Below are 25473 nucleotides of genomic sequence, written 5' to 3'. Positions count from 1 at the left end.
ACGGCGCATCCGCGCGGGCAGGTCGGCTTCGGGTGCGGCCGTGTGTGTCGCCTAGTGTCGAACCGTGCGAGACAGCGAACTGGATATCACCGATATCGAACAGGTCGCCGACACCGGCGTGGTGCCCCCGCGTGAGCGCATCGACGACGCGCTCGCCGCAGCATACGCGCGAGCACGCGCCCACGATGGCGGGGAGCTGGCCGATTACATCCCCACGCTCGCCGAGGCCGACCCGGAGAGTTTCGGGCTGTGCGTCGTCGATGTCGACGGCGGATCCCACGAAGAGGGCGACACCCGCACGGCTTTCTCGATCCAGTCCATCTCGAAGGCCTTCGTCTACGCCCTGCTGTGCGAAGAGCTCGGCCACGACGAGGCGCTGGATGCCGTCGGGGTGAACAACACCGGCGGCGCCTTCGACTCCCTCCTTGCGATCGAGCTCAGAGAGGGCCATCCGGGCAATCCCATGGTCAACGCCGGCGCCATAGCGACGACGGCCATGATGCCGGGGGCGAACGGCGACGAGAAGTGGGCGCATATCCTCAGCGGGCTGTCCCGCTTCGCGGGCCGCCCGCTCGTCGTCGACGACGAGGTCTATCGCTCCGAACGCGCGACGAATCATCGCAACCGGGCGATCGCTCAGTTGCTCGAAAGCTATGGACGCATCTCGTGCGACCCGTTCGACGTCGTCGAGGTCTATACGCGCCAGTGCTCCGTGCTCGTCGACGCGCACGACCTGGCGGTCATGGCCGCGACCCTCGCGGACGGCGGCGTGAACCCGATCACGGGCGAACGGGTCGTCTCGGCGGCGGCGAGCCGCGACACGCTCGCGGCGCTCGCGGCCAGCGGGCTCTATGAGAGGTCCGGGGAGTGGCTGTTCGAGATCGGACTGCCCGGCAAGTCCGGTGTCTCGGGCGGCCTCGTCGCCATCGCACCCGGCAAGGTCGGCATCGGCGCCTACTCGCCGCCGCTGGACCCCGCCGGGAACAGCGTCCGCGGCCAGGCCGCGACGGCCTACCTGTCCCGCGTGCTCGGGCTGAACGTCTTCGCGTCGGGCTCGCACCGCAGATCCCATGCGGACGGAGAAGCCTGACGCCGAAGTCCTCGCACAGTAGGCCGGGGTTCGTACCGCAGGCACGGAGTAAACGACCATCTGGCTCCGCACCTGCGGTGGTACGGTCGCCTCGTGGACACTTTTCGCATCTCTGAAGCGGCGCGTCTTCTGGGCGTGAGTGACGACACCGTGCGGCGTTGGGTCGACGCCGACACGCTGCCGACGACGGGGGACACCCCCGCGCGGATCCCGGGTGATGCACTCGCGGCACACGCCGTCGAGCTTGCCCGTGCGGCATCCGACCCCACCGACGTGCTCTCGAGCGCCCGCAACAGATTCGTCGGTCTCGTCACGCGCGTGCAGGTCGACGGTGTCATGGCGCAGGTCGACATCCAGGCCGGTCCCCACCGTGTCGTGTCGCTGCTCTCGGCCGAGGCGGTGCGCGAGCTCGCTCTCGAGCCGGGCTCTCTCGCGGTCGCCGTCGTCAAGGCGACGACGGTCATCGTCGAAACCCCGAAGGACTGACGTGGCTCGCGTGCGCGTCGTCCGCGGCCTCATCACCGCCGCCGTGGCCCTCGGGCTGCTGACGGGGTGCGCGGTCGCCGGCGCTGTCTCAGACGACGCCGCGCAGTCCACGCCCCGCGCAGACCTGACGGGCCAGCTCAGGATCTACGCCGCGGCCTCGCTCGATGAGGCGTTCGACGAGCTCGCGGAGCGCTTCGCGGACGAGCACACGTCGCTCGAGGTTCTTCCGGTCGTCTACGACGGGTCGAGCACGCTCGCGACGCAGATCATCGAAGGAGCGCCCGCCGACGTGTTCGCCTCGGCAGACGAGCACACCATGGCCGCGATCGGCGACCTCGCCGTGAGCGCGCAGAACTTCGCCTCGAACACCCTCGTCATCGCGGTCCCGGCCGGCAACCCGGGCGACGTGACGGGCCTGCAGAGTCTCGGCGATCCCGGCCGCACAGTCGTCCTCTGCGCTCCCGACGTGCCGTGCGGAGCGGCGTCCGGGGCACTTCTCGGCAACGCCGGCGTCGCGGTCGCCCCGGCGAGTCTCGAACAGAGCGTCACGGCGGTGCTCGCCAAGGTCGCCCTCGGCGAAGCCGACGCGGGACTCGTCTACGCGACCGACGTGCGCGGGGTCACCGCCGTCGAGACGGTCCGCGCCGAGGGGGCCGACGACGTCGTCAACCGCTACCCGGTGGCCGCGCTGACCGATGCCGCCAACCCCGCCGCCGCGGCGGCATTCGTCGCGTTCCTGTCGAGCAGCCACGGACGCGCCGTGCTCGCCGATCTCGGCTTCGGATCACCGTGACTCATCACCGCGATGCGGGCGGGTTCGTGCCCCGGGTGCTCGCCGTCCCCGCGCTCGTCGGGATCGCGCTGCTCGTGCTGCCGCTGGGTGCGCTCGTGCTGCGCGTCGAGTGGTCGACCCTATGGAACGACGTCACATCGTCCGAAGCGCGGTCGGCGCTCGGGCTGTCGATGCTCACCGGACTCATCGCGACCGCCGTGTGCATCGTGCTGGGGGTGCCCCTCGCGCTCGTCATCGCGCGGGCGGGCCGGCGCACGGCAGCCCTCCTTCGCGCTGTCGTCACCGTGCCGCTCGTCCTTCCCCCGATGGTCGGCGGTGTGGCGCTGCTGTTCCTCCTCGGTCGCACGAGCCGGCTCGGCGGGCTCCTCGACGAGTGGGGAGTGCGTGTGCCGTTCACGACCGGTGCCGTCGTGCTCGCGCAGGTGTTCGTCGCACTGCCCTTCCTCGTGCTCGCGCTCGAGGGGTCGTTGCGCACGAGGGGCGTCGGGTACGAGCAGACGGCCGCCGCGCTCGGTGCGAGCCGGTGGACGATCCTCGCGCGCGTGACCCTGCCGCTCGCAGCCCCCGGGCTCGTGGCGGGGATCGTGCTGTGCTTCGCTCGCGCGATCGGCGAATTCGGCGCGACGGCACTGTTCGCCGGGAACGCTCCGGGCGTGACGCAGACGATGCCGCTCGCCATCTACTCCGCGTTCAACGGCGCGGGTGTGTCACAGGGCACGGCCGTCGCGTTGTCGCTGCTGCTGCTCGTCACGGCCGTCGGTGTGCTCCTGCTCGTGCGCGCGTGGCGAGTGGAGGCCCCCCGATGACGGGCGAGGCGCTGAACGCGCGCGTCATCGTCGAACGGCCGGGGTTCCGTCTCGACGCGCACGTGTCGGCGGCTCCGGGCGAGGTGGTTGCCCTCATGGGGCCCAGTGGCGCGGGAAAGTCGACCCTTCTCGGGGTCCTCGCGGGTCTCGTGGGGCTCGACGCGGGTCGCGTCGTGCTGGGTACTCGGGTGCTGGAGGCCGCGCCCCGGCCTCGGACGCACGTCACTCCCGCGCAGCGACGCGTCGTGCTTCTCGGGCAGGACCCGCGTCTGTTTCCGCACCTGAGCGCACAGGGGAACATCGCGTTCGGCCGGCGCGCGCAGGGTGTCTCAGCCGCCGTCGCGCGGGCCGAGGCCGATGAGTGGCTGGCGCGTGTCGGCCTCGACGGCTTGGGCGCGCGGCGTCCGGGGCAGTTGTCGGGCGGTCAGCAGCAGCGCGTGGCACTCGCGCGTGCGTTGGCGACGCGGCCGGCGGCGCTCCTGCTCGACGAGCCGCTCACGTCGCTCGATCCCGAGACGGCGGCTGAGATCCGTGCACTCCTGCACGACCAGCTCGCCGAGACCCGGACGACGGCCGTCATCGCGACGCACGACGCCGTCGACGCCGTCGCGCTCGCGGCACGACTCGTGGTGCTCGAAGGTGGCACCGTGAGCCAGTCGGGCGCGGTGCGCGATGTCCTCGGGGCACCTGGCACACGGTTCACCGCCGCTGTGGCGGGAGTCAACCGCGTGGTCGGAGCGGTGCACGCCGGACGGTTCGTCGCGGGGACGCTCGAGCTCCCGGTATCAGCGCCCGATGGTCCCGCGACGGCGGTCTTCGCACCGTCGCGCGCGCATCTCGTCAGTCCCGACGCGCGAGCGGGTGCAGGGGTGTGGTCGGCGCGCATCGCGCGGCTCGAGCACACACCCGGCGGCGTTCGCGTGCGTGTGAAAGACCCCGATATCTCGATCGACGTGTCCGCGGATGAGGCGATCGCGCGGGGACTCGCGTCCGGCAGCGACATCGTGGTCCGTGTCGCACCTGGCGCGGTGCGTCTGATCTAGCGGGCCGGCGAAGCCTTAGAAGTCTTCGCCCTCGGCCTGCGAGGGGTGACGGTCGTACCAGACCGGCACGGCGAGAAAGTCGGAAGCGTCGGAATCGTGCGTCTCAGCAGCGTGCATGAAATCCTCCAGAGGGGCGAAGCGTTCCTCCACTGTCGCCCACCTTTCCACCGCTCCCCGGGGATCTGGCGGGTAAACCCCCGGGATTATGGCTCTACGTGAAGGAAAGCCACTTCTTACGGCACGATCCGCGGCAAGACCCTGCCGGTAGGAGAGCGACGGGGGCGACCCCGCGCGGGCGGTGAGGGGTTTATCCTCGGCGTATGGCCCAGCGGGTGGCAAAGGTGCGCGAATGACCGCGGTGCCGGTGGCGATCGGCATGCGGATGCCGCACGCCGGTGCACCGGCCGACCACCCGGATGCCGGGCCGCTCACGGACACGCACGGTCGTGTCCACCGGGATCTGCGCATCTCGCTCACCGACCGCTGCTCGCTGCGCTGCACGTACTGCATGCCCGAGCAGGGCAACGAATGGCTCGCGAGATCGAGCATCCTCACCACGGACGAGATCCTCCGGGTCGCTCGCGTCGCGGCGGCGGCGGGCATTTCGACGTTCCGGCTCACCGGCGGCGAACCGCTGCTGCGTGCGGACATCGTCGACATCGTGGGCAGGCTCGCGGCTCTGCGTACGCACGCGGGCCAGCCCGTGCATGTCGCGATGACGACGAACGGCATCCGTCTGGCGGATGTGCTTCCCGCACTGCGGGCCGCGGGGCTCGCGCGGCTGAACATCTCACTCGACACGCTGCGCGCCGACCGATTCCGCGAACTGACGCGCCGCGACCGGCTCGACGACGTGCTGGCCGGCGTCGCCGCGGCGCAGCAATCGGCGCTGCGGCCGCTCAAGATCAATGCCGTCGCGATGCGCGATGTCAACGACGACGAACTCGTCGATCTCGTCGAGTTCGCGATCGCGCACGACGCGCAGATGCGCTTCATCGAGCAGATGCCGCTCGACGCCGGCCACACGTGGGATCGCTCGCGCATGGTGACGCGCGCCGAGATCCTCGACCGCCTCGCTGAGCGGTGGACACTCACCCCGCTGCCCGGCCGCGGCGGCGCTCCGGCCGAGCAGTGGATACTCGATGGTTCCACGCACTCCGTCGGCGTCATCGCCTCGGTCACGGCCCCGTTCTGCGGGGACTGCGACCGGCTGCGCCTCACCGCCGACGGTCAGCTGCGCAACTGCCTCTTCTCGACGACAGAGTACGACCTGGTGCCGGCTCTTCGGCGGGACGCGGTCGACGCTGAAACCGACATCGATCGGATGCTGCGCGCGTGCGTGCGGGGCAAGCTCCCCGGCCACGCGATCAACGACCCGTCGTTCCTGCAGCCTGCGCGCGGCATGAACGCGATCGGCGGCTGACGGCCGCGGGGCGAAACGAACGACGCGGCCTCCGGTCCGGTCGTCGCGGCTAGCATGACGCCATGGGGCGGATCACGGCGCGGCGACCGGTCACGCGGATCAGAGTGACCGCAGAGGGGACGACCGTGCGTCGGCGACCCGACACACTCGCGGTCGAGGAGCCCCTCGAGATCCGCGTCGCGGGCATGGCGCTCGCCGTCACGATGCGCACCCCCGGCAGCGACGTCGAGCTCGCCGGCGGGTTCCTCGTGTCCGAAGGCGTCATCTCGCGGGGCGACGAGTTCCGCTCGGCGATCCACTGCGGCGTCGCGTCGGCAGGCCCGGAGGCGCGCACGGCCAGTGAGAGCACCTACAACGTGCTCGACATCACTCTGGCGCCGGGCGTCGCGCCGCCCTCGCCCGACGTTGCCCGCGCGTTCTACACGACGAGCTCCTGCGGCATTTGCGGCAAGGCGTCGATCGATGCCGTCGAGACCGTGTCGTCGTACGACCTCGCGACCGACCGCACGACGGTTTCGCCCGCTGATGTCGTGGCCTTTCCCGATCGGCTGCGTGAGCAGCAGTCCGTGTTCGACAAGACCGGTGGCCTGCATGCCGCCGCGCTCTTCCACGCGGAATCCGGCGAGATGCTCGTGCTCCGCGAAGACGTCGGCCGTCACAACGCCGTCGACAAGGTCATCGGCTGGGGGCTGCTCAATGACCGGCTGCCGTTGCGCGGCACGGTGCTGCAGGTTTCGGGTCGGGCGAGCTTCGAACTCGTGCAGAAGGCCGTCATGGCCGGGATTCCGATCCTCTCCGCCGTCTCCGCGCCATCCTCGCTGGCCGTCGAACTCGCCGCCGCGTCGGGGCTGACACTCGCGGGCTTCGTGCGCGGCGACACCATGAACGTCTACACCCACCCCGAACGCCTCGCCGCTGTGCCCGTGGCCGCCGCCCCCCAGACCATCACGAGAGGCTGCTGACAGGCGCGCCTCGTAGGCTGGACGCCGTGGCATCCGTTCTGAACATCTCCGCGTATCTCTTCACGAGAATCGACGACCCCGGCGCGCTGCGCGTCGTGCTGCGCGATCGCGCCCTCGGCGCAGGGCTCAAGGGCACCATCCTGTTGGCCGAGGAGGGGATCAACGTCTTCCTCGCCGGCGATGCGGGGGCCGTGCGTGCTTTCGTCGACGAGCTCCGGCTCGACGAGCGGTTCGCCTCACTCGAGACGAAGGAGAGCTGGTCGTCGGATCAGCCCTTCGGCAAGATGCTCGTCAAAGTCAAGCGCGAGATCATCCGGATGGACCACCCCACGATCCGTCCCGCCGACGGTCGCGCGCCTGCCGTCTCACCGCAGACGCTGCGGCGCTGGCTCGACGCGGGTCACGACGACGAGGGCCGCGAGGTCGTGCTGCTCGACACCCGCAACGCCTTCGAGGTCGACTACGGCACGTTCCGCGGCGCCCTCGATTGGCGCATCGAGCGGTTCACCCAGTTTCCGGACGCTGCGGCGCGAGCGCGCGGCGACCTGCAGGACAAAACGGTCGTGAGCTTCTGCACCGGCGGCATCCGTTGCGAGAAAGCGGCGATCTACCTGCGGGAGCAGGGAGTCGACGCGCGGCAGCTCGACGGCGGCATCCTGGGCTATTTCGAGCACGTGGGAGGCGAGCACTGGGACGGCGACTGCTTCGTCTTCGACGAGCGCGAGTCGCTCACCCCCGGGCTCGCTCCGAGCGCCGTGCCCTCGGGCGTCGACGGGTGACCTCGCGGGGCTCGGCGGACTCGCGGTCCAGCCGCACTCCGGCGAGGACCAGGCCCGCACAGAATGCGCCGAGGCCGCCGGCGGCCATGTCTCCGATCGTGTCGACGTATTCGACGAAGATGTCATCGGTCACTAACTCGTAGCCGGCCCATTCGATCATCTCCCAGATGGCGCTCGCGGCGAGCCCGATCACCGTCACCAAGACGATGGGCACGCGTGCCGTGAACCCCGGGCCTCCGGGCGCGGGCACGACGCGCAGTCGAGCGAGTCCGAGATAGGCCATCGCGGCGAGGACGGCCGTGCCGATGACGTGGGCGGGGATGTCCCACCACGTGATCGTGCGGTAGAGGTCGAGGACATTGCTCCAGGCGGCCACGAGCACCGTGACGCCGTAGGTGATGTCGAACCACGCGCGCACGCCGACGAACCGCGGGACGAGCAGCGCCGGCAGGGCGAGGGCGAGGATGCCGGCATCGGTGGGCGAGAACCAGATGGCGGCGATGATGACACTCAGCACCCCGATGACGCGCACGGCGTCGGCGATGATGTCGCCGAGGCTCTGGGGCGGGCGCAGGAAGTTCTCGATCATGCCGTCGACTCGATTCGCACACGGGCTTGGACGGGGAGATGATCCGACGGCCAACCGCCGTCGATGGTGAGCGCACGAATGCCGACCTGGGCGACCTCCACTCCGGGGGTGACGGCGACCATGTCGATCCGGGCGCCGCCGGATCGCGGGCGTCGGTAGTTCGCGAACGTGCCCCACGCGGGTGTCAGACGCTCGGCGGCGGCGGTCCACGTATCGCGCAGCGATCCCTGGGCCAGCAGCGCGTGCGCCGCCGGCGAATCATGCGACGCGTTGAGATCGCCCGTCGCGATCGCGGGAAGGGCGGCCGCGCGCACGACGTGCCGGATGCGGCGGACAGCTTTCAGACGGGATGACCGCGACAGGGGGTCGAGGTGCGTGTTGACGGCAACGAACTGCGCACCGGTTGCACGGTCGCGCAGCGTCGCCTGCACCAGTACGCGGGGAGCCAGGGCGCCTCGTGACCGAGACCCGGCGACCGAGGGCGTTGACGACAGGGCCTCTTGCGCGCTGTCGAGCAGCTCGAGGCGCCGCGAATCATAGAACAGAGGGCACCCCTCTCCACGGCCACCGGCCTGACGCCCCTGCCCGATGAAGCGGTAGTGCGCCCCGAGGGCCGCGCCGATCGCGGCGGCTTGATCGGGGAGGGCCTCTTGAACGCCGAGCAGAGTGGGGCGCTCGCTGTCCAGCATTTGCTCGACGAGAGGCCTGCGCACCGACCAGCGATCGGCGCGGCGCCAGGCCAGCGCGCCGAGCCGACGCCGGACGTTGAAGGACATGACGTGCAGGTCAGGTGCCGCGACGGCGCCGATGAGCGACTCGGTCATGCGGGCCTCCTCACGGTCGTCGACGGATCCGGGCGATGCCGAGTCGGTACAGGACAATCTTCACCCAGCGTACGGGCGGGAAGTCGGCCGGCCAGTGCGCCAGCACCGTGCGAAAGCCGCGCCGCAGCCGCCGCGCGAAGGAACGACCGCTCGAGAACGGGCGCATCGACATGCCCATTCGGGCGCCGGGTAGGTAGCCGATGCGGTAGCGCTCGCCCACGTGGTACGCGAAGTCCAGATCATCGTGAAGCTCGGCGTCCGTGCGATGAACAGACGAGCAGATGCTGCGCCACACACCGCGCCGAAAGCCCAGGTTCGAGCCGAACAGGGGCAGGTGCCCGAGCGTCGGTGTCAGCACGGCGGCGTAGGCGCCGAGATAAGCGGCGGCCAGTGGAGCACGCAGCCGGGGTGGTCCGTCGATGAAGCGCGCGCCGCCGGTGAACGCGGCGATGTCGGGCCGTGCCGCGAACGCATCGGCCATCGTGGCGACCCAGCTCGTCGACGGCAGGCAGTCCGCGTCGAGGCGCAGCACGATGTCGCCCGAGGCGTGGTCGTAGCCGTAGGCGGCCGCCGCGGGGATACCAGGCTGAGCGCACGAGATCACCCGTGCCCCCGCCGCCCGGGCGACCTCCGCGGAATCGTCCGTCGAGCCGTTGTCGACGACGAGGATCTCGTCGGGGCGTCGGGACTGCGCCTCGAGCGCTCGCAGGCAGCGCGCGAGCTCGCGCGCGTCGTCCTTGACCGGGATGACGACCGAGACGGTCGAGCGTCGTGTTGCGTCAGGCCCCGCCGGGAAGCGTGGTCGCCGAGATGCGCGGCTCGTCGGGAGTCGGCGCAAGTGGTTCGTCGGGAGTGGGTGCGAGGGGCTCATCGGGGTGGGGAGGCATCGGCTCGGGCACGCTCGGGGTGCCCGGCAGCGGCGGGGTGGACATGCTCATGTGTGCTCCTCGGGGCGTGGGCCGACCCGCTGAGGGGGTCGATTCTTCCAGCATCCGCCGGATGCCCCGAAGCGACAACCCCTTGACCTCTCGAGCGGGGCGGGTTAGCTGCCGCCCGAGAGGTCAAGGCGAGCTCAGACGAGACCCTGAGCGGCGAGCCAGTCCGCCGCGATGTCAGAGGTGGACCGCTGGTCGACGGTCGATTCGACGTTGAGCGCCACGAGCGCCTCGGGGGTGAGGGCTGCGCTCACGGCGTTGATGATGTCGGCGATCTCGTCAGCGATGTCGACGTTCGCGACGGGCACGACGTGCGACGCGAGGAACAGCCCTTCGGGGTCTTCGAGCGTCACGAGCTCGTCGGTCTCGATGCGCGGGTCGGCGCTGTAGACGTTGGCCACCTGGATGTTGCCGGCGACCAGCTCGTCGACGGTCGTGTCACCCGTCGCCTGGAACTGCACGTCGACGTCGTAGACCTCGGACAGCCCGCTCGGACCGTACGGACGCTCCTCGAGCTCGGGTGCGCCGCCGAGGATGAGCCCCTCGACTCCGGCGAGATCGGCGATCGCGGTGAGACCGTTGTCCGCCGCGAACGCAGCCGTGACGTTGTAGGAGTCCTGGTCGGTCGCGGGGGACTGGTCGAGCACGGTGAGACTCTCGGGCAGGGCGTCCTGCAGGGCGGCATAGACCTCGTCGGTCGTCGTCACGGTCGCGGTGTCATCGAAGTACTGCAGCAGGTTGCCGGTGTACTCGGGGAAGAGGTCGATCGAGCCATCCTCGAGCGACGGCATGTACGCGTCGCGCTGGCCGATGCTGAACTGGCGCTCGACGTCGAAGCCGGCGTCTTCGAGTGCCTGCGCGTAGATCTCGGCGATGATCTCGTTCGAGTAGTACGCCTGCGAGCCGATCACGATCGTCGAGCTGTCACCGGTGTCGGTCGTGTCCGCGGTGTCGCCGCTGAGCGGGTCGTTCGAGGCGCAGCCGACCAGGGCGACGGCGGTGAGCGTGGCGGCGCCGAGGGCGAGCGCGGCGCGGGTACGTGCAGAGAGCATGGGTTCCTCCTGGGGTGTGGTTCAGGGTGCGGGGGCGAGCGCGGTCACCGTGGCAGACGCCCGCGGGGTGAGGCGGGTGGACAGGGTCGTGCGGGGTACGACGAAATGGGCGAGCAGAGCGAAGACGGCATCGAGCACGAGAGCAAGTGCGACGACGACGAGCGACGCCCCGAGGATCTGGTCGAAGCGCTGCAGGGGGATGCCCTGCAGGATGTAGAAGCCGAGGCCTCCGAGGCCGATGTAGGTCGCGATCGTGACGGTCGCGACGACTTGGAGCGTCGCAGAGCGCAGCCCGCCGATGAGCAGCGCGAGACCGAGCGGCACCTCGATCTTCCACAGCACCTGCCAGGGCGTCATGCCCATCGCGCGGCCGGCGTCGATGATCGTCCGGTCGATCGCCTCGATGCCGGCATAGGCGCCCGCGAGGATCGAGGGGATCGCCAGCACGACGAACGCCACGATCGCGGCCTCGGTCTTGAACGTGACGCCGAGCAGCAGCCACAGCAGCACGACGAGCCCGAGCGAGGGCAGGGCGCGTGCTCCGCCCGAGAGGAACACCGCGATCTCGCGACCCCGCCCCGTATGCCCGATCGCCCAGCCCGCGGGGATGGCGATGGCTGCCGCAATGAGCACGGAGACGAGGGTGAAGCCGAGATGCTGCGCGATCGCGGTCGGCAGGGGGAGTGACCCGGTCAGCCGGTCGGGGGAGAAGATCCACGCGAAGGCGTCGACGAACAGGTTCATACGGCGATCACCTGCTTCGTCGCCGCCGGGCGCGTCACGGCACGACGCGTCCACGGCATGAGCGCTCGCCCGAGCAGCAGGAGCAGCACGTCGATGACGAGTGCGATCACGACGACCGCGACGACGCCGACGACGGCTTCGGGGATGATACGGCGCTGCGCACCGTTGGTGAAGAGGTAGCCGAGATTGATGACGCCGATCAGGATGCCGACCGCCGCGAGGGAGATCGTGGACACCGCGGTGACCCGCAGACCAGCGAGGAAGACGGGGCCCGCCAGCGGCACATCGACCGTCCAGAACCGGCGCCAGGCGCCGAACCCGAGGGCGACCGACGCGCTGCGCGTCGTGGGATCGACCGAGGCCAGCCCCTCGGTGACCGACCGCGTCATGATCGCGACGGCATAGATCGTCAGCGCCACGATGAGGTTCGTCTCGGACAGCATGGGCACCCCGAACACCGCCGCGAGTACGGCGAAGAGGGCGAACGACGGGATCGTGTAGAGCAGCGACACCGCCGTGAGCACGAGACCCCGCAGCCGCGTGTACCGGAAAGCGAGCCACCCGAGGGGGAGTGACAGAAGGCTGCCGGCGACGATCGCGATGATGCTCTGCCGCAGGTGGTCGACCGTCAGCCGCCCGACGAGATCGAGGTTGTCGATCACCCAGGTCACGGCGGCCCCTCTGCCACGGGGTCATCCACGAGCACGCCCTGCGTGCGCCCAGCGGCGTCGACGAGCACGATGCCCCGCGACGTGCGCTTGGTGCGCAGGGCTCGCGCGCCGCGCTGGACGCCGATGAAGTCGGCCACGAAGTCGCTCGCGGGGTTTTCGATGATCTCGCTCGGGCTGCCCTGCTGAGCGATCCGCGCGCCCTTTTCGAGGATCACCACCTGATCGCCCAGCAGGAAGGCCTCGTCGATGTCGTGCGTCACGAAGACGATCGTCTTGTCGAGCTCGCGCTGCAGGCGCGACGTCTCGACCTGCAGTTCTCGGCGCACGATGGGATCGACCGCACCGAACGGCTCGTCCATCAGCAGGATGTTGGGATCGACGGCGAGAGCGCGCGCGACCCCGACGCGTTGCTGCTGGCCCCCCGACAGCTGGCTCGGGTAACGCTCAGCGAGCGCCCGGTCGAGTCCCACGACGTCCATCAGCTCGAGCGCGCGTTCGCGTGCGCGGCGACGGCGGACCCCCGTCAGCACCGGAACGGTCGCGATGTTGTCGACGACGGAGAAGTGGGGGAGCAGGCCCGCGTTCTGCAGGACGTAGCCGATGCCGCGACGAAGACGCACGGCATCTCGATCCCTGATCGGCTCGTCATCGATCGTGATCTCGCCGCTCGTGGGCTCGACGAGCCGGTTGATCATGCGCAGCAGAGTCGTCTTGCCGCAGCCCGAAGAACCGACGAGCACCGTCGTGCGGTGGGCGGGGATCACAAGACTGAAATCGTCGACGGCGAGCGTGCCGTCGGCGAACCGCTTCGAGACGGAGCGGAACTCGATCGCCATGGCGTCCTTTCGGCCTGTTCCACAAAACCACACGCCTCGGACATCGGGGAGTGCCGGGCGCAGGCTTGACGTGATCGGTGCTGATGTGCTGCGCGTCTTCCGGTCTGCACCTCGCAGATGTCGGCCGTGGGGTCTACGGTGTGCGGCATGCGAAGAAGCGAATACGACCTCGTCGTCATCGGCGCAGGGCCCGTTGGCGAGAACGTCGCCGACCGCGCCGCGCAGGGCGGGCTCTCGGTCGCGATCGTCGAGCGCGAGCTCGTCGGCGGCGAGTGTTCGTATTGGGCGTGCATACCCTCCAAGGCGCTGCTGCGTGCCGGCAGCGCCTTGAAGGCGGCACGCGACGTCGACGGTGCGCGGCAGGCGGTGTCCGGCTCCGTCGATGTCGCCGGCCTGCTCAGACGTCGTGACGCGCTGGTGAGCAACAGGGACGACGCCTCGCAGGTCGAGTGGCTCGAGAGCGCGGGCATCGACCTCGTGCGCGGGCACGGCCGACTGAGCGGCGATCGCGAGGTCACCGTGACGGATGCCGCGGGCCAGGCGACGACGCTGGTCGCGCGCCACGCGGTCGCCGTGTGCACCGGCTCGGCGGCGCTGCTTCCCGACATCCCCGGTCTCGCCGATGCGGCGCCCTGGACGAGTCGTGACGCCACGGCGGTGCGTGACGTGCCGATGTCGCTGGTGATCCTCGGCGGAGGGGTCGTCGGCGTCGAGATGGCGACCGCGTTCGCGTCGCTCGGGTGCGCCGTGACGCTCGTCGCCCGGTCCGGGCTGCTCGGCTCGTGGGAGCCGTTCGTCGGCGAGACGGTCCAGAAGTCTCTCGAGGACTCGGGCGTCGATGTGCGCACTCAGGTCGAGGTCGAGCGCGTCGCGCGCGTCGATGGCGAGGTCGTGCTGACGCTGTCGGATGGCGCCGAGGTGCGCGCGTCGCAGATCCTCGTCGCGACGGGCCGCACGCCGCGCACGCGTGACATCGGGCTCGACGTGGTCGGGCTCGAGCCCGGAGGCCGGATCGAGGTAGATGACACGATGCGCGTCGTCGGACACGACGGACTGTATGCCGTCGGCGACGTGACCGGCCGGGCTCTCCTGACCCACCAGGGCAAGTACCAGGCTCGCGCGGCGGGCGACGCGATCGCGGCGCGGGCGCGTGGCGAGGCGCTCGACGATCGTCCGTGGGGGCCTCATGTCGCCACGGCGGATCACTCGGCCGTGCCGCAGGTCGTGTTCTCCGACCCCGAGGTCGCGTCGGTCGGGCACACCGAGAAATCCGCGAAGCATGCGGGCCTGCGTGTGCGCGTGCTCGATCACGACCTCGGAGCGATCGCGGGCGCGACGACCCATGCCGACCATTACTCGGGACATGCCCGCGCGATCGTCGACGACGAACGGGGCGTCATCGTGGGCGCGACCTTCGTCGGTCCGGACATCGCTGAGATGCTGCACGCCGCGACCATCGCGGTCGTCGGCGAGGTGCCGCTCGAGCGGCTGTGGCATGCCGTGCCGGCGTTCCCGACCGTGAGCGAGGTGTGGCTGCGCTGGCTCGAGCAGTACCGGCGGCCTCAGCCGGCGGGGTAGGGCCGCTCCTTCAGCAGTATCGCGAGGTGCGCGGCGTTGCGGGCGACGTCCGCCGTCGTCTGTGCGACTTTCTCGGGTGTCTCGGGGAGGTCCTTGTAGTCCGTCGTGTGCATCGCCTCACCGTTCCAGTACACGCCGCCGAGCGGAGGGATCGTGAAGCTCAGGTCGGCCAGCGCCTGGTGGGCATCGGCCATGATGGCGTGCGCGCCGTCCTCGTTGCCGAGCACGACCGTGAGCGCGACCTTGTCGGACAGGATCGGGCGTCCCTGCGCATCGGTCTCGGACATCTCCGCGTCGAGGCGCTCCAGCACGCGCTGCGCGACGCTGGACATGTGTCCCATCCAGGTGGGCGTCGTGAAGATGAGGATGTCGGCGGCGAGGACCTTCTCACGGATGCGCGGCCACTCGTCGCCGTCACCCATGTCCTTCTCGACGCCGGGGGCCACGGCGAAGTCGACGACGCGCAGCTGTTCGCCCTTCACATCGTGGGCGGCGAGGGCATCGAGCATCTGCTGGGCGAGCAGGTCGCAGCTCGAATCGGCGGGGGACGGTTTCAGCGTGCAGTTGAGCGCGAGGGCGCGGAGCATGGTGCATCCTTCCTGTCACGTCGCACGTTACGGCGCGGGGCGAAGCGCGGCACGGGGCTTGACACGCCGCCGCGCGCGCGGCATCCGATCGTCGCGGCGATAGCGTGGCATCGATCGAGGAGGTACGCGTGGTCGGAGGGGTGATCCTGCGCGCCGTCGACCTCGCCGTGCAGCTGGCGCTCATCGCGATCGGGCTGCTGCTCATCTGGGTCGACGACGAGAGTCTGACCGTCGTCTTTCTGGTGCTGTGGTGTCTCATCGGCACCGTGTATTGGCTCGGCTCGGTCATCGCGGTCGGGGTCAGCGTGCGGCTGCGGCCCGCGGCATCCGCTCGACTGCAGCGGTTCGAGCTGCACCCGGTCGTCGCGATGATCTCGACCACGGCGACGTTCCTCACCAGTGTCGTGGGGCTCGTCGCGGTCGTGACGATCGTCGTGCTGCGCAACGACCCGGATTGGGCGGGGTGGGTCGAGCCCGTCGCCGTGTGGGCGATGCTGCTGTCGTGGGCGCTGTTCCACTGGGGTTTCGCACGCATCTACGATCGGCACTACCGCCGGGCGCCCGAGCCGCCGCTGGTGTTCCCGCGCACGCCGTCGCCGCGGCTCGTCGACTTCGTGTACTTCTCGTTCACGAACGCGACCGCCTTCTCGGTGTCCGACGTGCAGGTGGTGACGACCCGGATGCGCTGGAGCGTCGTCTGGCACACGACGCTGAGCTTCTTCCTCAATGCGCTCATCATCGTCCTGGCTTTCAGCACGATCATCAACGCGTGACCCGAGGCGCTCACCAGCCGCTGCGGGTCGGCGTGTGCCCTTCGCGTGCGTCGTCGGGCATCGCCATCTCGGCGCGGACGCCGAGAAGACGGATCTCGCGTTCCGGGTCGATCTTGCCGACCAGCCCGAGCAGTTCGCTCTCGACGACGCCGGGGTCCGTCGTCGCGGCGATCTTGTGCACGAACGTCTTCGTCGTGAAGGGGGCATAGCGCACCTTCAGGCCGACGCCGACGACGGGGCGCTGTTCGGCGGCGACGTCGGCGAGCACGTGCGCGAGCAGATGCTTCACCGCCCGCAGAACCTCGCCGGGCTCGATGAGGTTCTGCGGGAACGTCGATTCGCGGCTGTGTCCGCGTGCCACCCAGGGCGTGTCGTCCACGACCGCCGAGCCTTCACCGCGGCCGAGCTGCCGGTACCACGGGCCCATCTTCGGGCCGAACTCCGCCGCCAGCACGTCGACATCGGCCTCGGCGAGCTGACGCACCGACCGGATGCCGTGGGCTGCGAGACGCCGGGAGACCTTGGGCCCCACGCCCCACAGCGCGATCGTGTCCTTGTCGCCCATGACCTCGAGCCAGGTATCGGCCGTCAGCCGGAACACCCCGCGCGGCTTGCCGAGGTCGGTCGCGTTCTTGGCCCGCACGAGCGTGTCGCCGATCCCGACGCTGCAGTGCAGCCGGGTGCGTTCCAGGACCGCCGCCTGCACCCGCCGCGCGCACGCCTCGGGGTCGGCGGTCACGACGCCGACGAACGCTTCGTCCCAGCCGAGCACCTGCACGACGGTGCCCGGCAGTTCGCGAAGGGCGGCCATGACCTCTTCGGATGCCGCGGTGTAGGCCGGTGCGTCGACGGGAAGCAGCACGGCATCCGGTGCTTTGCGCGCCGCGACGCGCAGCGGCATCCCGGACCCGACGCCGAACTCTCGCGCCTCATACGACGCGGTCGACACGACGGCGCGCTCGGTCGGATCCCCGCGGCCGCCGACGATGACGGGCCTGCCCGCCAGTTCGGGCCGGCGCAGCACTTCGACGGCTGCGATGAACTGATCGAGGTCGACGTGCAGCACCCACGGTCGCGCGTCGTTCATACGCTCCAGTGTCGCGCTCGGGGGAGGGTGATGAAACCCCGGCGGGGGCCTGGTGCCGAGCGTCGGCATCCGTCACCATGGCGGGAGCATGAAGGTCGACCTGAAGAAGACGATCCCCTCCTACTCGGCGCGTCCGGGCGTGTTCGAGGTCGTCACGGTGCCCCCGATGGCGTACCTCATGCTTGACGGTGCGGGCGACCCGAACAGCGCTCCCGAATACGCCGATGCCGTCCGCACGATCTACGGCGTCGCTTACAAGCTGAAGTTCCTCAGCAAGCGCGAGCTCGACCGCGACTACGTCGTGCCGCCGCTCGAGGCCTTGTGGTGGGCCGATGACATGGACAGCTTCACGACGACACTCGATCCCTCGCGGTGGCAGTGGAGCCTGCTGAGTCTTGTGCCCGCTGCAGTGGGGGCCGACCTCGTCGACCGCGCTCGCGAGGGTGCGGACGCACCCCTCGGTGAGCGACTGCGCTTCGGCGAGCTGGATGAAGGGCTGTGCGTCCAGACCCTGCACATCGGGTCGTACGACGACGAAGGCCCCGTCCTCGCCGCGATGCATGACGAGTTCATCCCCAGCGAAGGCCTTCGGATGACCGGTCGCCACCACGAGATCTATCTCAGCGACCCCCGTCGCGTCGCCCCCGCCAAGCTGCGGACGATCCTGCGCCAGCCCGTGGAGCGCTCCTGAGTCTTTGCCGAGCATGACGCTGTTCGACGACGAACCCTCGGACAAAAGCACGTGAGCGATATATCGTTATATATCGGCAGGGCTATCGCGAGGAGAGTGTCATGAGCGGATCATTCATGGGCGACGGGATGGGCGGTCGCGGACGAGGACAGGGCTGGCCCACGGCCGGCATCATGGAGGCGATGGAGCAGCTGCGCGGCGCGTTCGAGCAGAAGACGGGCTCGCGGATGAGCCGAGGCGACGTTCGCACTGCGGTTCTGGCCCTGCTCGCCGAGCGCCCGATGCACGGCTACCAGATCATCCAGGAGATCACCGAGCGCAGCGGCGGAGCGTGGAAGCCGAGCCCCGGCTCGGTGTACCCGACTCTGCAGCTGCTCACCGACGAAGGTCTTGTCAGCGCCGAGGAGTCCAGCGGCCGCAAGACCTACTCGCTCACCGTCGAAGGCCGCGAGGTCGCGGATGCCGCGAGCGACCGCAGTGCGCCGTGGGAGACCCCCGGCACCGCGGACGGCGCGCGGATCACGGCGCTGCCGAAGGCCGGCGTCGAGCTCGCCCAGGCAACGGCCCAGGTCGGACGCACGGGGTCGCCTGAGCAGGTGCAGCAGGCTGTCGCCGTGCTCGACGAGGCGCGCCGCAAGCTATACGCCATCCTCGCCCAGGACTGACCGGATGCGGCTCCGCACGTCTGCTCTGCGGGAGGCTCGGTGACCGCCGCCGGTGACCTGCGTTCGCGGCAGGCGAGGATCCTGCGGTTCGCGGCGCGATACCTCGTGCAGACGTGGTGGTACGAGTTGGCGCTTCCCCGGCTGGGGCTCGCAAGGATCGCGGAACGCACGCGCGCCGCGCGCATGAGGCGCATCGCGGAGCGGTTCCACGTCTTGGCGGTCGAACTCGGCGGCCTCATGATCAAGGTCGGACAGTTCATGTCGTCGCGCCTCGATGTGCTGCCCCCCGAGATCACGAAGGTGCTCGAAGGGCTGCAGGATGAGGTTCCCCCCGTGCCGTTCCCGGCGATCCGCGCGCTCGCCGAGGCCGAGCTCGGTGTGCCGCTCGGCACGGCTTTCGCCTTCGTCGACGAGATCCCCCTCGCGGCCGCATCCCTGGGCCAGGCCCATCGTGCCGTGCTGTCGCACGCGGATGCCGCCCAATCGGGCCTCCGAGACGTCGTCGTGAAGGTGCAGCGCCCCGGGATCGACCAGGTGGTCGACGTCGACCTGACGGCGCTGCGTCGCGTCGCGCAGTGGCTGAGCCGAGTGCGCGTCGTCGCGGACCGCGTGGACGCGCCCGCCCTCGTGGAGGAGTTCGCCACCACGAGCCTCGAAGAGATCGATTACGTCCACGAGGCCGCCGGAGCAGAGCGCTTCGCGAACGACTTCGCCGGTGACGATCGTGTGAGCTCGCCCGAGACGGTGTGGGAGCGCACGACGCGGCGCGTGCTCACTCTTCAGGACGTCACAGCGATCAAGATCAACGACGTCGACGCGCTTCGGGCGGCGGGGATCGATCCGGCCGAAGTGGCGGCCGAGTTCGCAGCGGTGATGTTCGACCAGCTCTTCGTCAACGGCTACTTCCACGCCGACCCGCATCCCGGCAACGTCTTCGTCACGCCCACGCCGGGCGGGCCGCGTTCGTGGCACTTCACCTTCATCGACTTCGGCATGATGGGCGAGGTTCCCCCCGAGCTCCGCCGTGGGCTGCGACGGATCCTCGTCGCTGCCGCATCACGGGACGGCGCGGGTCTCGTCGACGGGATCCGCGACGTGGGCGTGCTGCTGCCCAATGCCGACACTGCAGAGCTTGAGCGCGCAATGACCAAGCTCTTCGCGCGTTTCGGCGGGATGGGCTTCGCACAGCTGCAAGAGGTCGACCCGCGCGAGTTCCGGGAGTTCGCCACCGAGTTCGGTGATGTCGTGCGGTCGCTGCCGTTCCAGCTGCCCGAGAACTTCCTGCTCATCATCCGAGCGATGTCGCTCACCTCGGGCATGTGCAGTTCGCTTGACCCGGCGTTCAACATCTGGGATGCCGTCGAGCCGTACGCTGCCCGGATCGTCCGCGACGAGAGCGGCAGCGCCGTGCGCGAGTTCGCGGAAGAAGCCGTCTCGACGCTCGCCGTCGCGGCACGCCTCCCCGGGCGACTGGACAAGCTCGCGACTCGGCTCGAGAGCGGCCGGCTCTCGGTCGACACCTCCGCCCTCGAGCAGCGCCTCCGGCGCATCGAGAGGGTGGGGCGACGAGCCGTCTCGGCGGTCCTCTTCGCGGGACTGCTGATCGCCGGCGCGATCCTGCTTCCGATCATCCCGCTGCTCGGCACCGTCCTGATGGCGGCATCGGCGTTCCCGCTGCTGCACGCACTGGTCGCGGGTTCGACCGACCGCCGCTGACCCGCCGTCGGGTTGCGCCCGACCGCGGAAGACGGCCCTTCGCCGCGCCGTCCGGGGGCCGGGAATCCTGACGGCTGCCGCTGTTTTCCGGGCTGCGCCCACCGGTGATCTCCGTGACGCGCCGTCTCAGTTTGACAACGGCTCGGGAAAGCCGTTGGATGACTTTATTCCACGTTGCAGGATTACAGTTCCTATTATATGAGAATGGATCGAATGTGACGGTCTCCATCAAAGATGAGCGGGGCGCCACCGTACGGGTGGCCACGGCACAGTTCTTCTCGGGCACCGACGTCTCCGCGAACCTCGCGACCGTCGTCGGATACATGCGCGAAGCGGCCGCCGTCGGCGCTCAGCTGCTGGTCACCCCCGAGAACTCCAACCGGGTGCGCGATTTCGCCGACCGCGCGGAGTGCTTCGAGCTCAGCGAGACGCTGGACGGCGCTTTCGTGAGCGGGGTGCGCGCCGCAGCGCGCGAGCTCGGCATCATGGTCGCGCTCGGCGTCGACCTGCGCGGCGAGAGTGCGCCCGATGTCTACATCACGCAGATCCTCATCGCCGCCGACGGCGAGATCCTGCACGTGCACCACAAGACGGTGTTCTGGGACTACGAGTACACCCTCTTCACCCCGGGCACGAAGGAGCTCCAGGTCATCGAGACCCCGATCGGCCGTATCGGCATGCTGCTGTGCGCCGACGGCATCGTTCCCGAGGTGCCCCGCGTGCTGGCACTCAAGGGCGCCCAGATCCTCACCAACTCGCTCAACTCCCGCGGACCCGACGAGATGCGCGTCCACGAGCCCCTGCGCGCGATCGAGAACCACGTCTGGCACGTCGCGGCGAACACCGTCGGCGGCCCGGCCGACGGCTACCCCTGGACGGGCGGATCCCAGATCATCTCGCCCACCGGCGAGATCCTCGCCAACGCCGGCGAGACCGAAGAGGGAATGGTGTGGGCCGACATCACCCCCGCGACAAGCCACCCCAAGCGTCTCGGCGCGATCGGGTCGCTCGAGGCGTTCCGTCGTCCCGACCTCTACCAGGAGCTGCTCGCCGACAACGACACGCATGTGGCGGCGGCCATGTACGGCCCTGTTCCCGACGATGCGCCCGCGCGGCCCCTGCGCGTCGCGACGCTGCAGACGTCGTGGTACCACTCCACGGAATGGACGCTCACCCGCGCCGCGATGCAGGTGGATTACGCCGCGCGTCGCGGAGCGCAGCTCGGTGTCTTCCCCGAGCTGTTCGTCCACGAACGCGGATCGATCGAGGCCGACGTCGCCGCAGCGGCCGACCTGTCCGAGCGCGCGCTGCAGATCGTGCGCGATGCGGCAGGCCGTCACGGCGTGTGGATCGTCGTCAACCTGATCGAGCGCGCCGGTGACCGCTATCACGTGACGGCATTCCTCATCGGCGACGACGGCGAGATCGCCGCACGCTACCGCAAGGTCCACCTCACCGAATCCGAGCGCGCGTGGGCGACACCGGGCGAGGACTTCGTCGTCGCCCGCACGCCCATCGGCAGCATCGGGCTGATGATCGGCGATGAGGTGTGGCTGCCCGAGGTCGCACGCATCCTGACCCTCCGCGGGGCAGAGGTCATCGCCCACCCCGCCGATTGGGACCGCCTCGAGGCCGCGACGATGGCGGCGACCGAGCGCACGGAAGAGAACCGCACTCACCTCGTCTCGGTGGCCCGCACCGACAACGCCGCGCAGTTCGGGAGCCAGGTCGTCATCGCCGACCGGTTCATCCCCGGCCAGCCCGTCGCCGTCATGCGCTATCCCACCGCGGTGTGGTCGCGCACAGGCTTCGAAGAAGACCTCTTCGTCGACCTCGACCTCACCGACGCGCACAGCAAGGTGCAGGGTCACCACCTCGACCCGCTCGCCACACGCCAGCCGCACCTCTACGGTGCATTCCTGAAGGACACCACGTCGTGATCCTGCAATCGGTCGTCAGCGGCCTCGCGATCGGCGGCATCTACGCGCTCCTCGCCGTCGCGTTCCTCCTCACCTATCGCGTGGCGGGCGTGCTCAACTTCGCGCAGGCCGAGTTCGTCATGATCGCGGCCTTCGTCGCCTCGACACTGGCCAGCGCCGGCGGCGTGCCCCTGTTCGCCGCGGCGCTCCTGGGCATCGCGGCCTCCGCCGGCATCGGTGCGCTCATGGAGCGCGTCACCTACGCCCCGCTGCGCAACGGCCCGCCCGCGTCGATGATCATCTCCACCGTCGCGGTGGGCATCATCCTGCAGCAGGCCGCCCACCTCATCTGGGGTCCCGACCCGCGCTCGCTGCCGTCGCTCGTGCCGAACATCTCGCTGGAGCTGTTCGGGAGCCGCATCAGCACGGTGTCGCTGTTCATCGTCGCCGTGTCGATCATCCTGATCATCGGGCTCAACCTTCTGCTGGCCAAGACCCGGCTGGGTCTGCAGATGCAGGCGACGTCCGTCGACTCCGACACCGCCAAGCTCATGGGCATCCGCACCGGCGGCATCGTCATCGTCGCCTTCATGATCAGCACGGCGCTCACGGGAGCCGCCGGTGTGCTGGTCGCCCCGATGTTCTCGGTCACGATCCACGTGGGCATGCTCATCGCCCTCAAGGCCTTCGCGGCGTGCGTCATCGGCGGGTTCGGCAACCTCACGGGAGCCGCCATCGCCGCCTTCGGGCTGGGCATCGTCGAGAGCCTCGCCGGCACCTTCATCGGCACCGAGAACAAAGACCTCATCGCCTTCGCTCTCATGATCGTGTTCCTCCTCGTCCGTCCTCAGGGCATCTTCGGTTCGAAAGTCGGTGAGAAGCTGTGACCACGACCATCCTCTCCCCGGCTCCGGTCGGGCAGACCAAGCTCGTCTCGATCACGTCGTGGGCGGTGTGGCCGGTTCTGCTGGCCGTCGCCGTGCTCATGCCGACCTTCATCGACAGCAACTACTGGCTTCAGGTCGCCGTCAACGCCGAGATCATGATCATCGCCGCGGTGGGCCTCTACGTCACCTTCGGTCTGTCCGGTCAGGTCTCGCTCGGTCAGGCCGGGTTCTACGCGATCGGCGGCTACACCGCCGGACTGCTCGTGACGAAGCTCAGCATGGACTACGGCATCGCCCTCGTGCTCGCAATGATCGCGAGCATCCTCGTCGGACTGGCGATCGGCATCCCGGCTCTGCGTCTCAAGGGCCACTATCTGGCGTTGGCCACCCTCGGGTTCGGCCAAGTCGTCATGCTCATCCTCGTGAACTGGTCCTGGCTGTCCGGGGGAGCGCTCGGTGTGCGGGGGATCGTCGCCCCCGTCTTCGGATTCGAGCTCGTGAAGGTCTCGGACTGGGCCATCTTCGTCGGAGTCATCGCCGTCCTGGCGATCTACGTCGTGCAGCGCATCCGTCAGTCCTCGTACGGACGAGCCATGCAGGCCGTGCGCGACAGCGGCATCGCCGCTGCCGCGATGGGCGTCTCGCTTCCGAAGGTCAAGGTGCTCGCGTTCGTCGTCGGCGCAGCCTTCGCCGGCCTCGCCGGGGCCCTCAACGCCGGCTTCGTGACCTACATCAGTCCCGGTACCTACGACCTCGCGCTGTCGGTGTCGATCCTCGCGATGGTGGTCGTCGGCGGCTCCCGCAGCCCCTGGGGAGCCGCGCTCGGCGCGATCCTGCTGACGTTCCTCCCCGAGCTGCTGCGTTCGTTCGAGGCCTACTACCTGCTCTTCTACGGCGTCCTGCTGCTGGTCATGGTCGCCTTCGTGCCGTCGGGCATCTGGGGCGTCCTGCAGTGGATCGGCCGCTTCCTGCGCGACAAGCTGCGTCGAGGTCCGAGCCTCGCTACCGAAGGAGGGACCCGATGAAGGGCGCACTGGAGGTCTCCGGCCTGGTTCGCCGATTCGGCGGCGTCACCGCGGTCGCCGGTGTCGACATGACGGTCGAGCCGGGCCAGGTGCGAGCGCTCATCGGGCCCAACGGCTCGGGCAAGTCGACGATGATCAACTGCATCTCCGGCGTCGACCGGTGGGACGAGGGCACGATCGTGCTCGACGGTGTGCCGGTCAAGCCCGCGGCATCCACCGTCGCCGCCCGCCGGGGGATCGCCCGCACGTTCCAGACGCTGCGGCTGTTCGATGACATGACGGTGCTCGAGAACGTGCTGGTGGCGATGCACGACCGGCGCGGGTACGGCCTGCTGTCGGCGATCACGGGGATGCCGCGCTACGGCAACGCCGAGAAGCGCATGCGCGGACGCGCCCTGGAGCTCCTCGACTTCGCGGGCGTCGCAGAAGACGCGCATCGTCTGGCCGGCACGCTGCCCTACGGGCACCGTCGCCTGGTCGAGATCGCCCGCGCGCTGGCATGCGATCCCGCGCTGCTGCTGCTGGACGAACCCGCAGCCGGCATGAACGACAGCGAGACGGTGCGTCTGGCGCACCTGGTGATCGAGATCGCGAAGGGTGACCTGTCGGTCGTCGTCGTCGAGCACAACATGGACTTCGTCGCCTCGGTCGCACAGCAGGTGACCGTGCTCGACAACGGCCATGTCATCGCAGAGGGCACGCCCGCACAGGTGCGTACAGACCCCGAAGTTCTGCGCGCCTATCTGGGTGCGAGTGAGGAGCAGCAGTGACCGCGATCCTCGAGGTCACCGACCTCGTTCTCAGCTATGGTGCGGCGCGCGCCGTGCGCGGACTGAGCCTCACCGTCAACGAAGGCGAAGTGGTCACGCTCATCGGCGCGAACGGCGCCGGCAAGTCCACCACCCTCAAAGGCATCGTGGGCTTGGTCAAGCCGCAGTCGGGCACCATCCGCTTCCAGGGCCGGAACGTCACCGGTCGGCGGACGGACTGGTTCGCGCGCAACGGGCTCAACCTCGTGCCTGAGGGCCGTCGCGTCTTCGCCGGCCTCACCGTCGAAGAGAACCTCGATGTGGCGGCGACGGCGAGCCGACTGCGCGGAGCAGCGCTCCGCACAGCGATCGACGAAGTCATGTCGGTCTTCCCTCGCCTGGAAGAACGGCGCAAGAGCCTCGCGTGGACGCTCTCCGGCGGCGAGCAGCAGATGCTCGCCATGGGGCGCGCGATCCTCGCCCAGCCGAAGCTCCTGCTCCTGGACGAGCCGTCGCTGGGCCTGTCGCCCAAGCTCGCCGTCGAGGTCGTCAAGCTCATCAGCGGCTACAGCCGCGATCACGGACTGTCGGTCCTGCTCGTCGAGCAGAACGCGCAGCTCGCGCTCGGCTCCTCTGATCGGGGCTATGTCATCGAGCACGGGCGCATCGCGACCGAGGGCCCCTCGGCATCGCTGATCCATGACCCCGAGGTGCGCAAGGCCTACCTCGGCTCCTGAACCGGCCGGCACGCAGGAGTGCACAG

General features: G+C 69.6%; 28 protein-coding genes. 18 read left to right on the top strand and 10 right to left on the bottom strand.

Annotation, left to right across the window (positions count from 1 at the left end):
• The first annotated feature begins 64 nt into the window (after positions 1 to 64).
• The 8 genes from glsA to AC25Y0_RS00930 all read left to right on the top strand — a co-directional run bounded on the left by glsA (position 65) and on the right by AC25Y0_RS00930 (position 7382).
• Positions 65 to 1090 (top strand): glutaminase A, encoded by a 1026-nt coding sequence (glsA, locus tag AC25Y0_RS00965; RefSeq protein ID WP_488122493.1) that lies wholly within the window; start codon positions 65 to 67, stop codon positions 1088 to 1090.
• A 93-nt stretch (positions 1091 to 1183) separates the two neighbouring features.
• Positions 1184 to 1576, top strand: coding sequence for a TOBE domain-containing protein (locus AC25Y0_RS00960; RefSeq protein ID WP_488122492.1), 393 nt, complete (start codon positions 1184 to 1186; stop codon positions 1574 to 1576).
• A gap of 1 nt (position 1577) precedes the next feature.
• Positions 1578 to 2369 (top strand): molybdate ABC transporter substrate-binding protein, encoded by a 792-nt coding sequence (modA, locus tag AC25Y0_RS00955; protein WP_488134052.1) that lies wholly within the window; start codon positions 1578 to 1580, stop codon positions 2367 to 2369.
• Positions 2366 to 3175, top strand: coding sequence for an ABC transporter permease (locus AC25Y0_RS00950; protein WP_488122490.1), 810 nt, complete (start codon positions 2366 to 2368; stop codon positions 3173 to 3175). Before modA ends, AC25Y0_RS00950 begins: the two co-directional genes overlap by 4 nt.
• The gene (locus tag AC25Y0_RS00945; RefSeq protein ID WP_488122489.1) at positions 3172 to 4218 is read left to right on the top strand and encodes a sulfate/molybdate ABC transporter ATP-binding protein; all 1047 of its coding nucleotides are present in this window, start codon (positions 3172 to 3174) and stop codon (positions 4216 to 4218) included. Before AC25Y0_RS00950 ends, AC25Y0_RS00945 begins: the two co-directional genes overlap by 4 nt.
• A 349-nt stretch (positions 4219 to 4567) precedes the next feature.
• The gene (gene moaA / locus AC25Y0_RS00940) at positions 4568 to 5641 is read left to right on the top strand and encodes a GTP 3',8-cyclase MoaA (RefSeq protein WP_488122488.1); all 1074 of its coding nucleotides are present in this window, start codon (positions 4568 to 4570) and stop codon (positions 5639 to 5641) included.
• A 62-nt stretch (positions 5642 to 5703) separates the two neighbouring features.
• Positions 5704 to 6603 carry a formate dehydrogenase accessory sulfurtransferase FdhD gene (gene fdhD / locus AC25Y0_RS00935; protein ID WP_488122487.1) on the top strand — a complete coding sequence of 300 codons (900 nt, stop codon included), beginning with the start codon at positions 5704 to 5706 and terminating at the stop codon, positions 6601 to 6603.
• Between the two features lie 26 nt (positions 6604 to 6629).
• Positions 6630 to 7382, top strand: coding sequence for a sulfurtransferase (locus AC25Y0_RS00930; protein ID WP_488122486.1), 753 nt, complete (start codon positions 6630 to 6632; stop codon positions 7380 to 7382).
• Here the strand turns inward: AC25Y0_RS00930 and AC25Y0_RS00925 are convergent.
• From AC25Y0_RS00925 to AC25Y0_RS00890, 8 genes are all read right to left on the bottom strand, one after another.
• Positions 7333 to 7971: a DUF2238 domain-containing protein gene (locus tag AC25Y0_RS00925; protein ID WP_488122485.1), complete on the bottom strand. Its 639-nt coding sequence runs from the start codon at positions 7969 to 7971 to the stop codon at positions 7333 to 7335. The two genes, AC25Y0_RS00930 and AC25Y0_RS00925, sit on opposite strands and share 50 nt — an antisense overlap.
• Positions 7968 to 8795, bottom strand: a complete 828-nt coding sequence (locus AC25Y0_RS00920) for an endonuclease/exonuclease/phosphatase family protein (protein WP_488122484.1) — start codon at positions 8793 to 8795, stop codon at positions 7968 to 7970. The genes AC25Y0_RS00925 and AC25Y0_RS00920 overlap by 4 nt, the downstream gene beginning before the upstream one ends.
• A gap of 10 nt (positions 8796 to 8805) precedes the next feature.
• The gene (locus AC25Y0_RS00915) at positions 8806 to 9633 is read right to left on the bottom strand and encodes a glycosyltransferase family 2 protein (RefSeq protein ID WP_488122483.1); all 828 of its coding nucleotides are present in this window, start codon (positions 9631 to 9633) and stop codon (positions 8806 to 8808) included.
• Positions 9575 to 9733, bottom strand: coding sequence for a hypothetical protein (locus AC25Y0_RS00910; RefSeq protein ID WP_488122482.1), 159 nt, complete (start codon positions 9731 to 9733; stop codon positions 9575 to 9577). The genes AC25Y0_RS00915 and AC25Y0_RS00910 overlap by 59 nt, the downstream gene beginning before the upstream one ends.
• A 134-nt stretch (positions 9734 to 9867) precedes the next feature.
• Positions 9868 to 10782 (bottom strand): ABC transporter substrate-binding protein, encoded by a 915-nt coding sequence (locus AC25Y0_RS00905; protein ID WP_488122481.1) that lies wholly within the window; start codon positions 10780 to 10782, stop codon positions 9868 to 9870.
• A 21-nt stretch (positions 10783 to 10803) separates the two neighbouring features.
• The gene (locus tag AC25Y0_RS00900) at positions 10804 to 11526 is read right to left on the bottom strand and encodes an ABC transporter permease (RefSeq protein WP_488122480.1); all 723 of its coding nucleotides are present in this window, start codon (positions 11524 to 11526) and stop codon (positions 10804 to 10806) included.
• Entirely contained in the window at positions 11523 to 12197 is a 675-nt protein-coding gene (locus tag AC25Y0_RS00895) for an ABC transporter permease (protein WP_488122479.1), read from the bottom strand. Before AC25Y0_RS00895 ends, AC25Y0_RS00900 begins: the two co-directional genes overlap by 4 nt.
• Complete coding sequence (locus AC25Y0_RS00890) at positions 12194 to 13033, bottom strand: ABC transporter ATP-binding protein (protein WP_488122478.1); 840 nt, start codon at positions 13031 to 13033, stop codon at positions 12194 to 12196. Before AC25Y0_RS00890 ends, AC25Y0_RS00895 begins: the two co-directional genes overlap by 4 nt.
• Before the next feature lie 147 nt (positions 13034 to 13180).
• Here AC25Y0_RS00890 and AC25Y0_RS00885 point away from each other — a divergent pair, with 147 nt between their 5' ends.
• Complete coding sequence (locus AC25Y0_RS00885) at positions 13181 to 14611, top strand: dihydrolipoyl dehydrogenase family protein (RefSeq protein WP_488134051.1); 1431 nt, start codon at positions 13181 to 13183, stop codon at positions 14609 to 14611.
• Here the strand turns inward: AC25Y0_RS00885 and AC25Y0_RS00880 are convergent.
• Positions 14596 to 15198 carry a flavodoxin family protein gene (locus AC25Y0_RS00880; RefSeq protein WP_488122476.1) on the bottom strand — a complete coding sequence of 201 codons (603 nt, stop codon included), beginning with the start codon at positions 15196 to 15198 and terminating at the stop codon, positions 14596 to 14598. The two genes, AC25Y0_RS00885 and AC25Y0_RS00880, sit on opposite strands and share 16 nt — an antisense overlap.
• Before the next feature lie 104 nt (positions 15199 to 15302).
• Here AC25Y0_RS00880 and AC25Y0_RS00875 point away from each other — a divergent pair, with 104 nt between their 5' ends.
• The gene (locus tag AC25Y0_RS00875; RefSeq protein ID WP_488122475.1) at positions 15303 to 15971 is read left to right on the top strand and encodes a DUF1345 domain-containing protein; all 669 of its coding nucleotides are present in this window, start codon (positions 15303 to 15305) and stop codon (positions 15969 to 15971) included.
• Between the two features lie 10 nt (positions 15972 to 15981).
• On the opposite strand, the gene AC25Y0_RS00870 is transcribed toward AC25Y0_RS00875, so the two are convergent.
• Entirely contained in the window at positions 15982 to 17058 is a 1077-nt protein-coding gene (locus AC25Y0_RS00870) for a DNA polymerase IV (RefSeq protein ID WP_488122474.1), read from the bottom strand.
• Between the two features lie 88 nt (positions 17059 to 17146).
• Here AC25Y0_RS00870 and AC25Y0_RS00865 point away from each other — a divergent pair, with 88 nt between their 5' ends.
• From AC25Y0_RS00865 to AC25Y0_RS00830, 8 genes are all read left to right on the top strand, one after another.
• Complete coding sequence (locus AC25Y0_RS00865) at positions 17147 to 17749, top strand: GyrI-like domain-containing protein (RefSeq protein WP_488122473.1); 603 nt, start codon at positions 17147 to 17149, stop codon at positions 17747 to 17749.
• Positions 17750 to 17850: 101 nt separating this feature from the next.
• The gene (locus AC25Y0_RS00860; RefSeq protein ID WP_488122472.1) at positions 17851 to 18414 is read left to right on the top strand and encodes a PadR family transcriptional regulator; all 564 of its coding nucleotides are present in this window, start codon (positions 17851 to 17853) and stop codon (positions 18412 to 18414) included.
• A 39-nt stretch (positions 18415 to 18453) separates the two neighbouring features.
• Positions 18454 to 20130, top strand: a complete 1677-nt coding sequence (locus AC25Y0_RS00855; protein ID WP_488122471.1) for an ABC1 kinase family protein — start codon at positions 18454 to 18456, stop codon at positions 20128 to 20130.
• 215 nt (positions 20131 to 20345) lie between these two features.
• Positions 20346 to 22070, top strand: coding sequence for a nitrilase-related carbon-nitrogen hydrolase (locus AC25Y0_RS00850; protein ID WP_488122470.1), 1725 nt, complete (start codon positions 20346 to 20348; stop codon positions 22068 to 22070).
• A complete protein-coding gene (locus AC25Y0_RS00845; RefSeq protein WP_488122469.1) occupies positions 22067 to 22936 on the top strand; it encodes a branched-chain amino acid ABC transporter permease in 870 nt (289 codons plus the stop codon). The genes AC25Y0_RS00850 and AC25Y0_RS00845 overlap by 4 nt, the downstream gene beginning before the upstream one ends.
• Positions 22933 to 23961 carry a branched-chain amino acid ABC transporter permease gene (locus AC25Y0_RS00840; protein WP_488122468.1) on the top strand — a complete coding sequence of 343 codons (1029 nt, stop codon included), beginning with the start codon at positions 22933 to 22935 and terminating at the stop codon, positions 23959 to 23961. Before AC25Y0_RS00845 ends, AC25Y0_RS00840 begins: the two co-directional genes overlap by 4 nt.
• On the top strand, positions 23958 to 24731 hold the full coding sequence (locus AC25Y0_RS00835; RefSeq protein ID WP_488122467.1) for an ABC transporter ATP-binding protein: 774 nt from the start codon (positions 23958 to 23960) through the stop codon (positions 24729 to 24731). Before AC25Y0_RS00840 ends, AC25Y0_RS00835 begins: the two co-directional genes overlap by 4 nt.
• The gene (locus AC25Y0_RS00830; RefSeq protein ID WP_488122466.1) at positions 24728 to 25447 is read left to right on the top strand and encodes an ABC transporter ATP-binding protein; all 720 of its coding nucleotides are present in this window, start codon (positions 24728 to 24730) and stop codon (positions 25445 to 25447) included. Before AC25Y0_RS00835 ends, AC25Y0_RS00830 begins: the two co-directional genes overlap by 4 nt.
• The last annotated feature ends 26 nt before the right edge of the window (positions 25448 to 25473 follow it).

The organism is Microbacterium sp. Y547 (assembly GCF_057669785.1).
The sequence above is the reverse complement of the archived record's forward strand: the minus strand, read 5'-3'. Positions and strand labels throughout refer to the sequence as shown.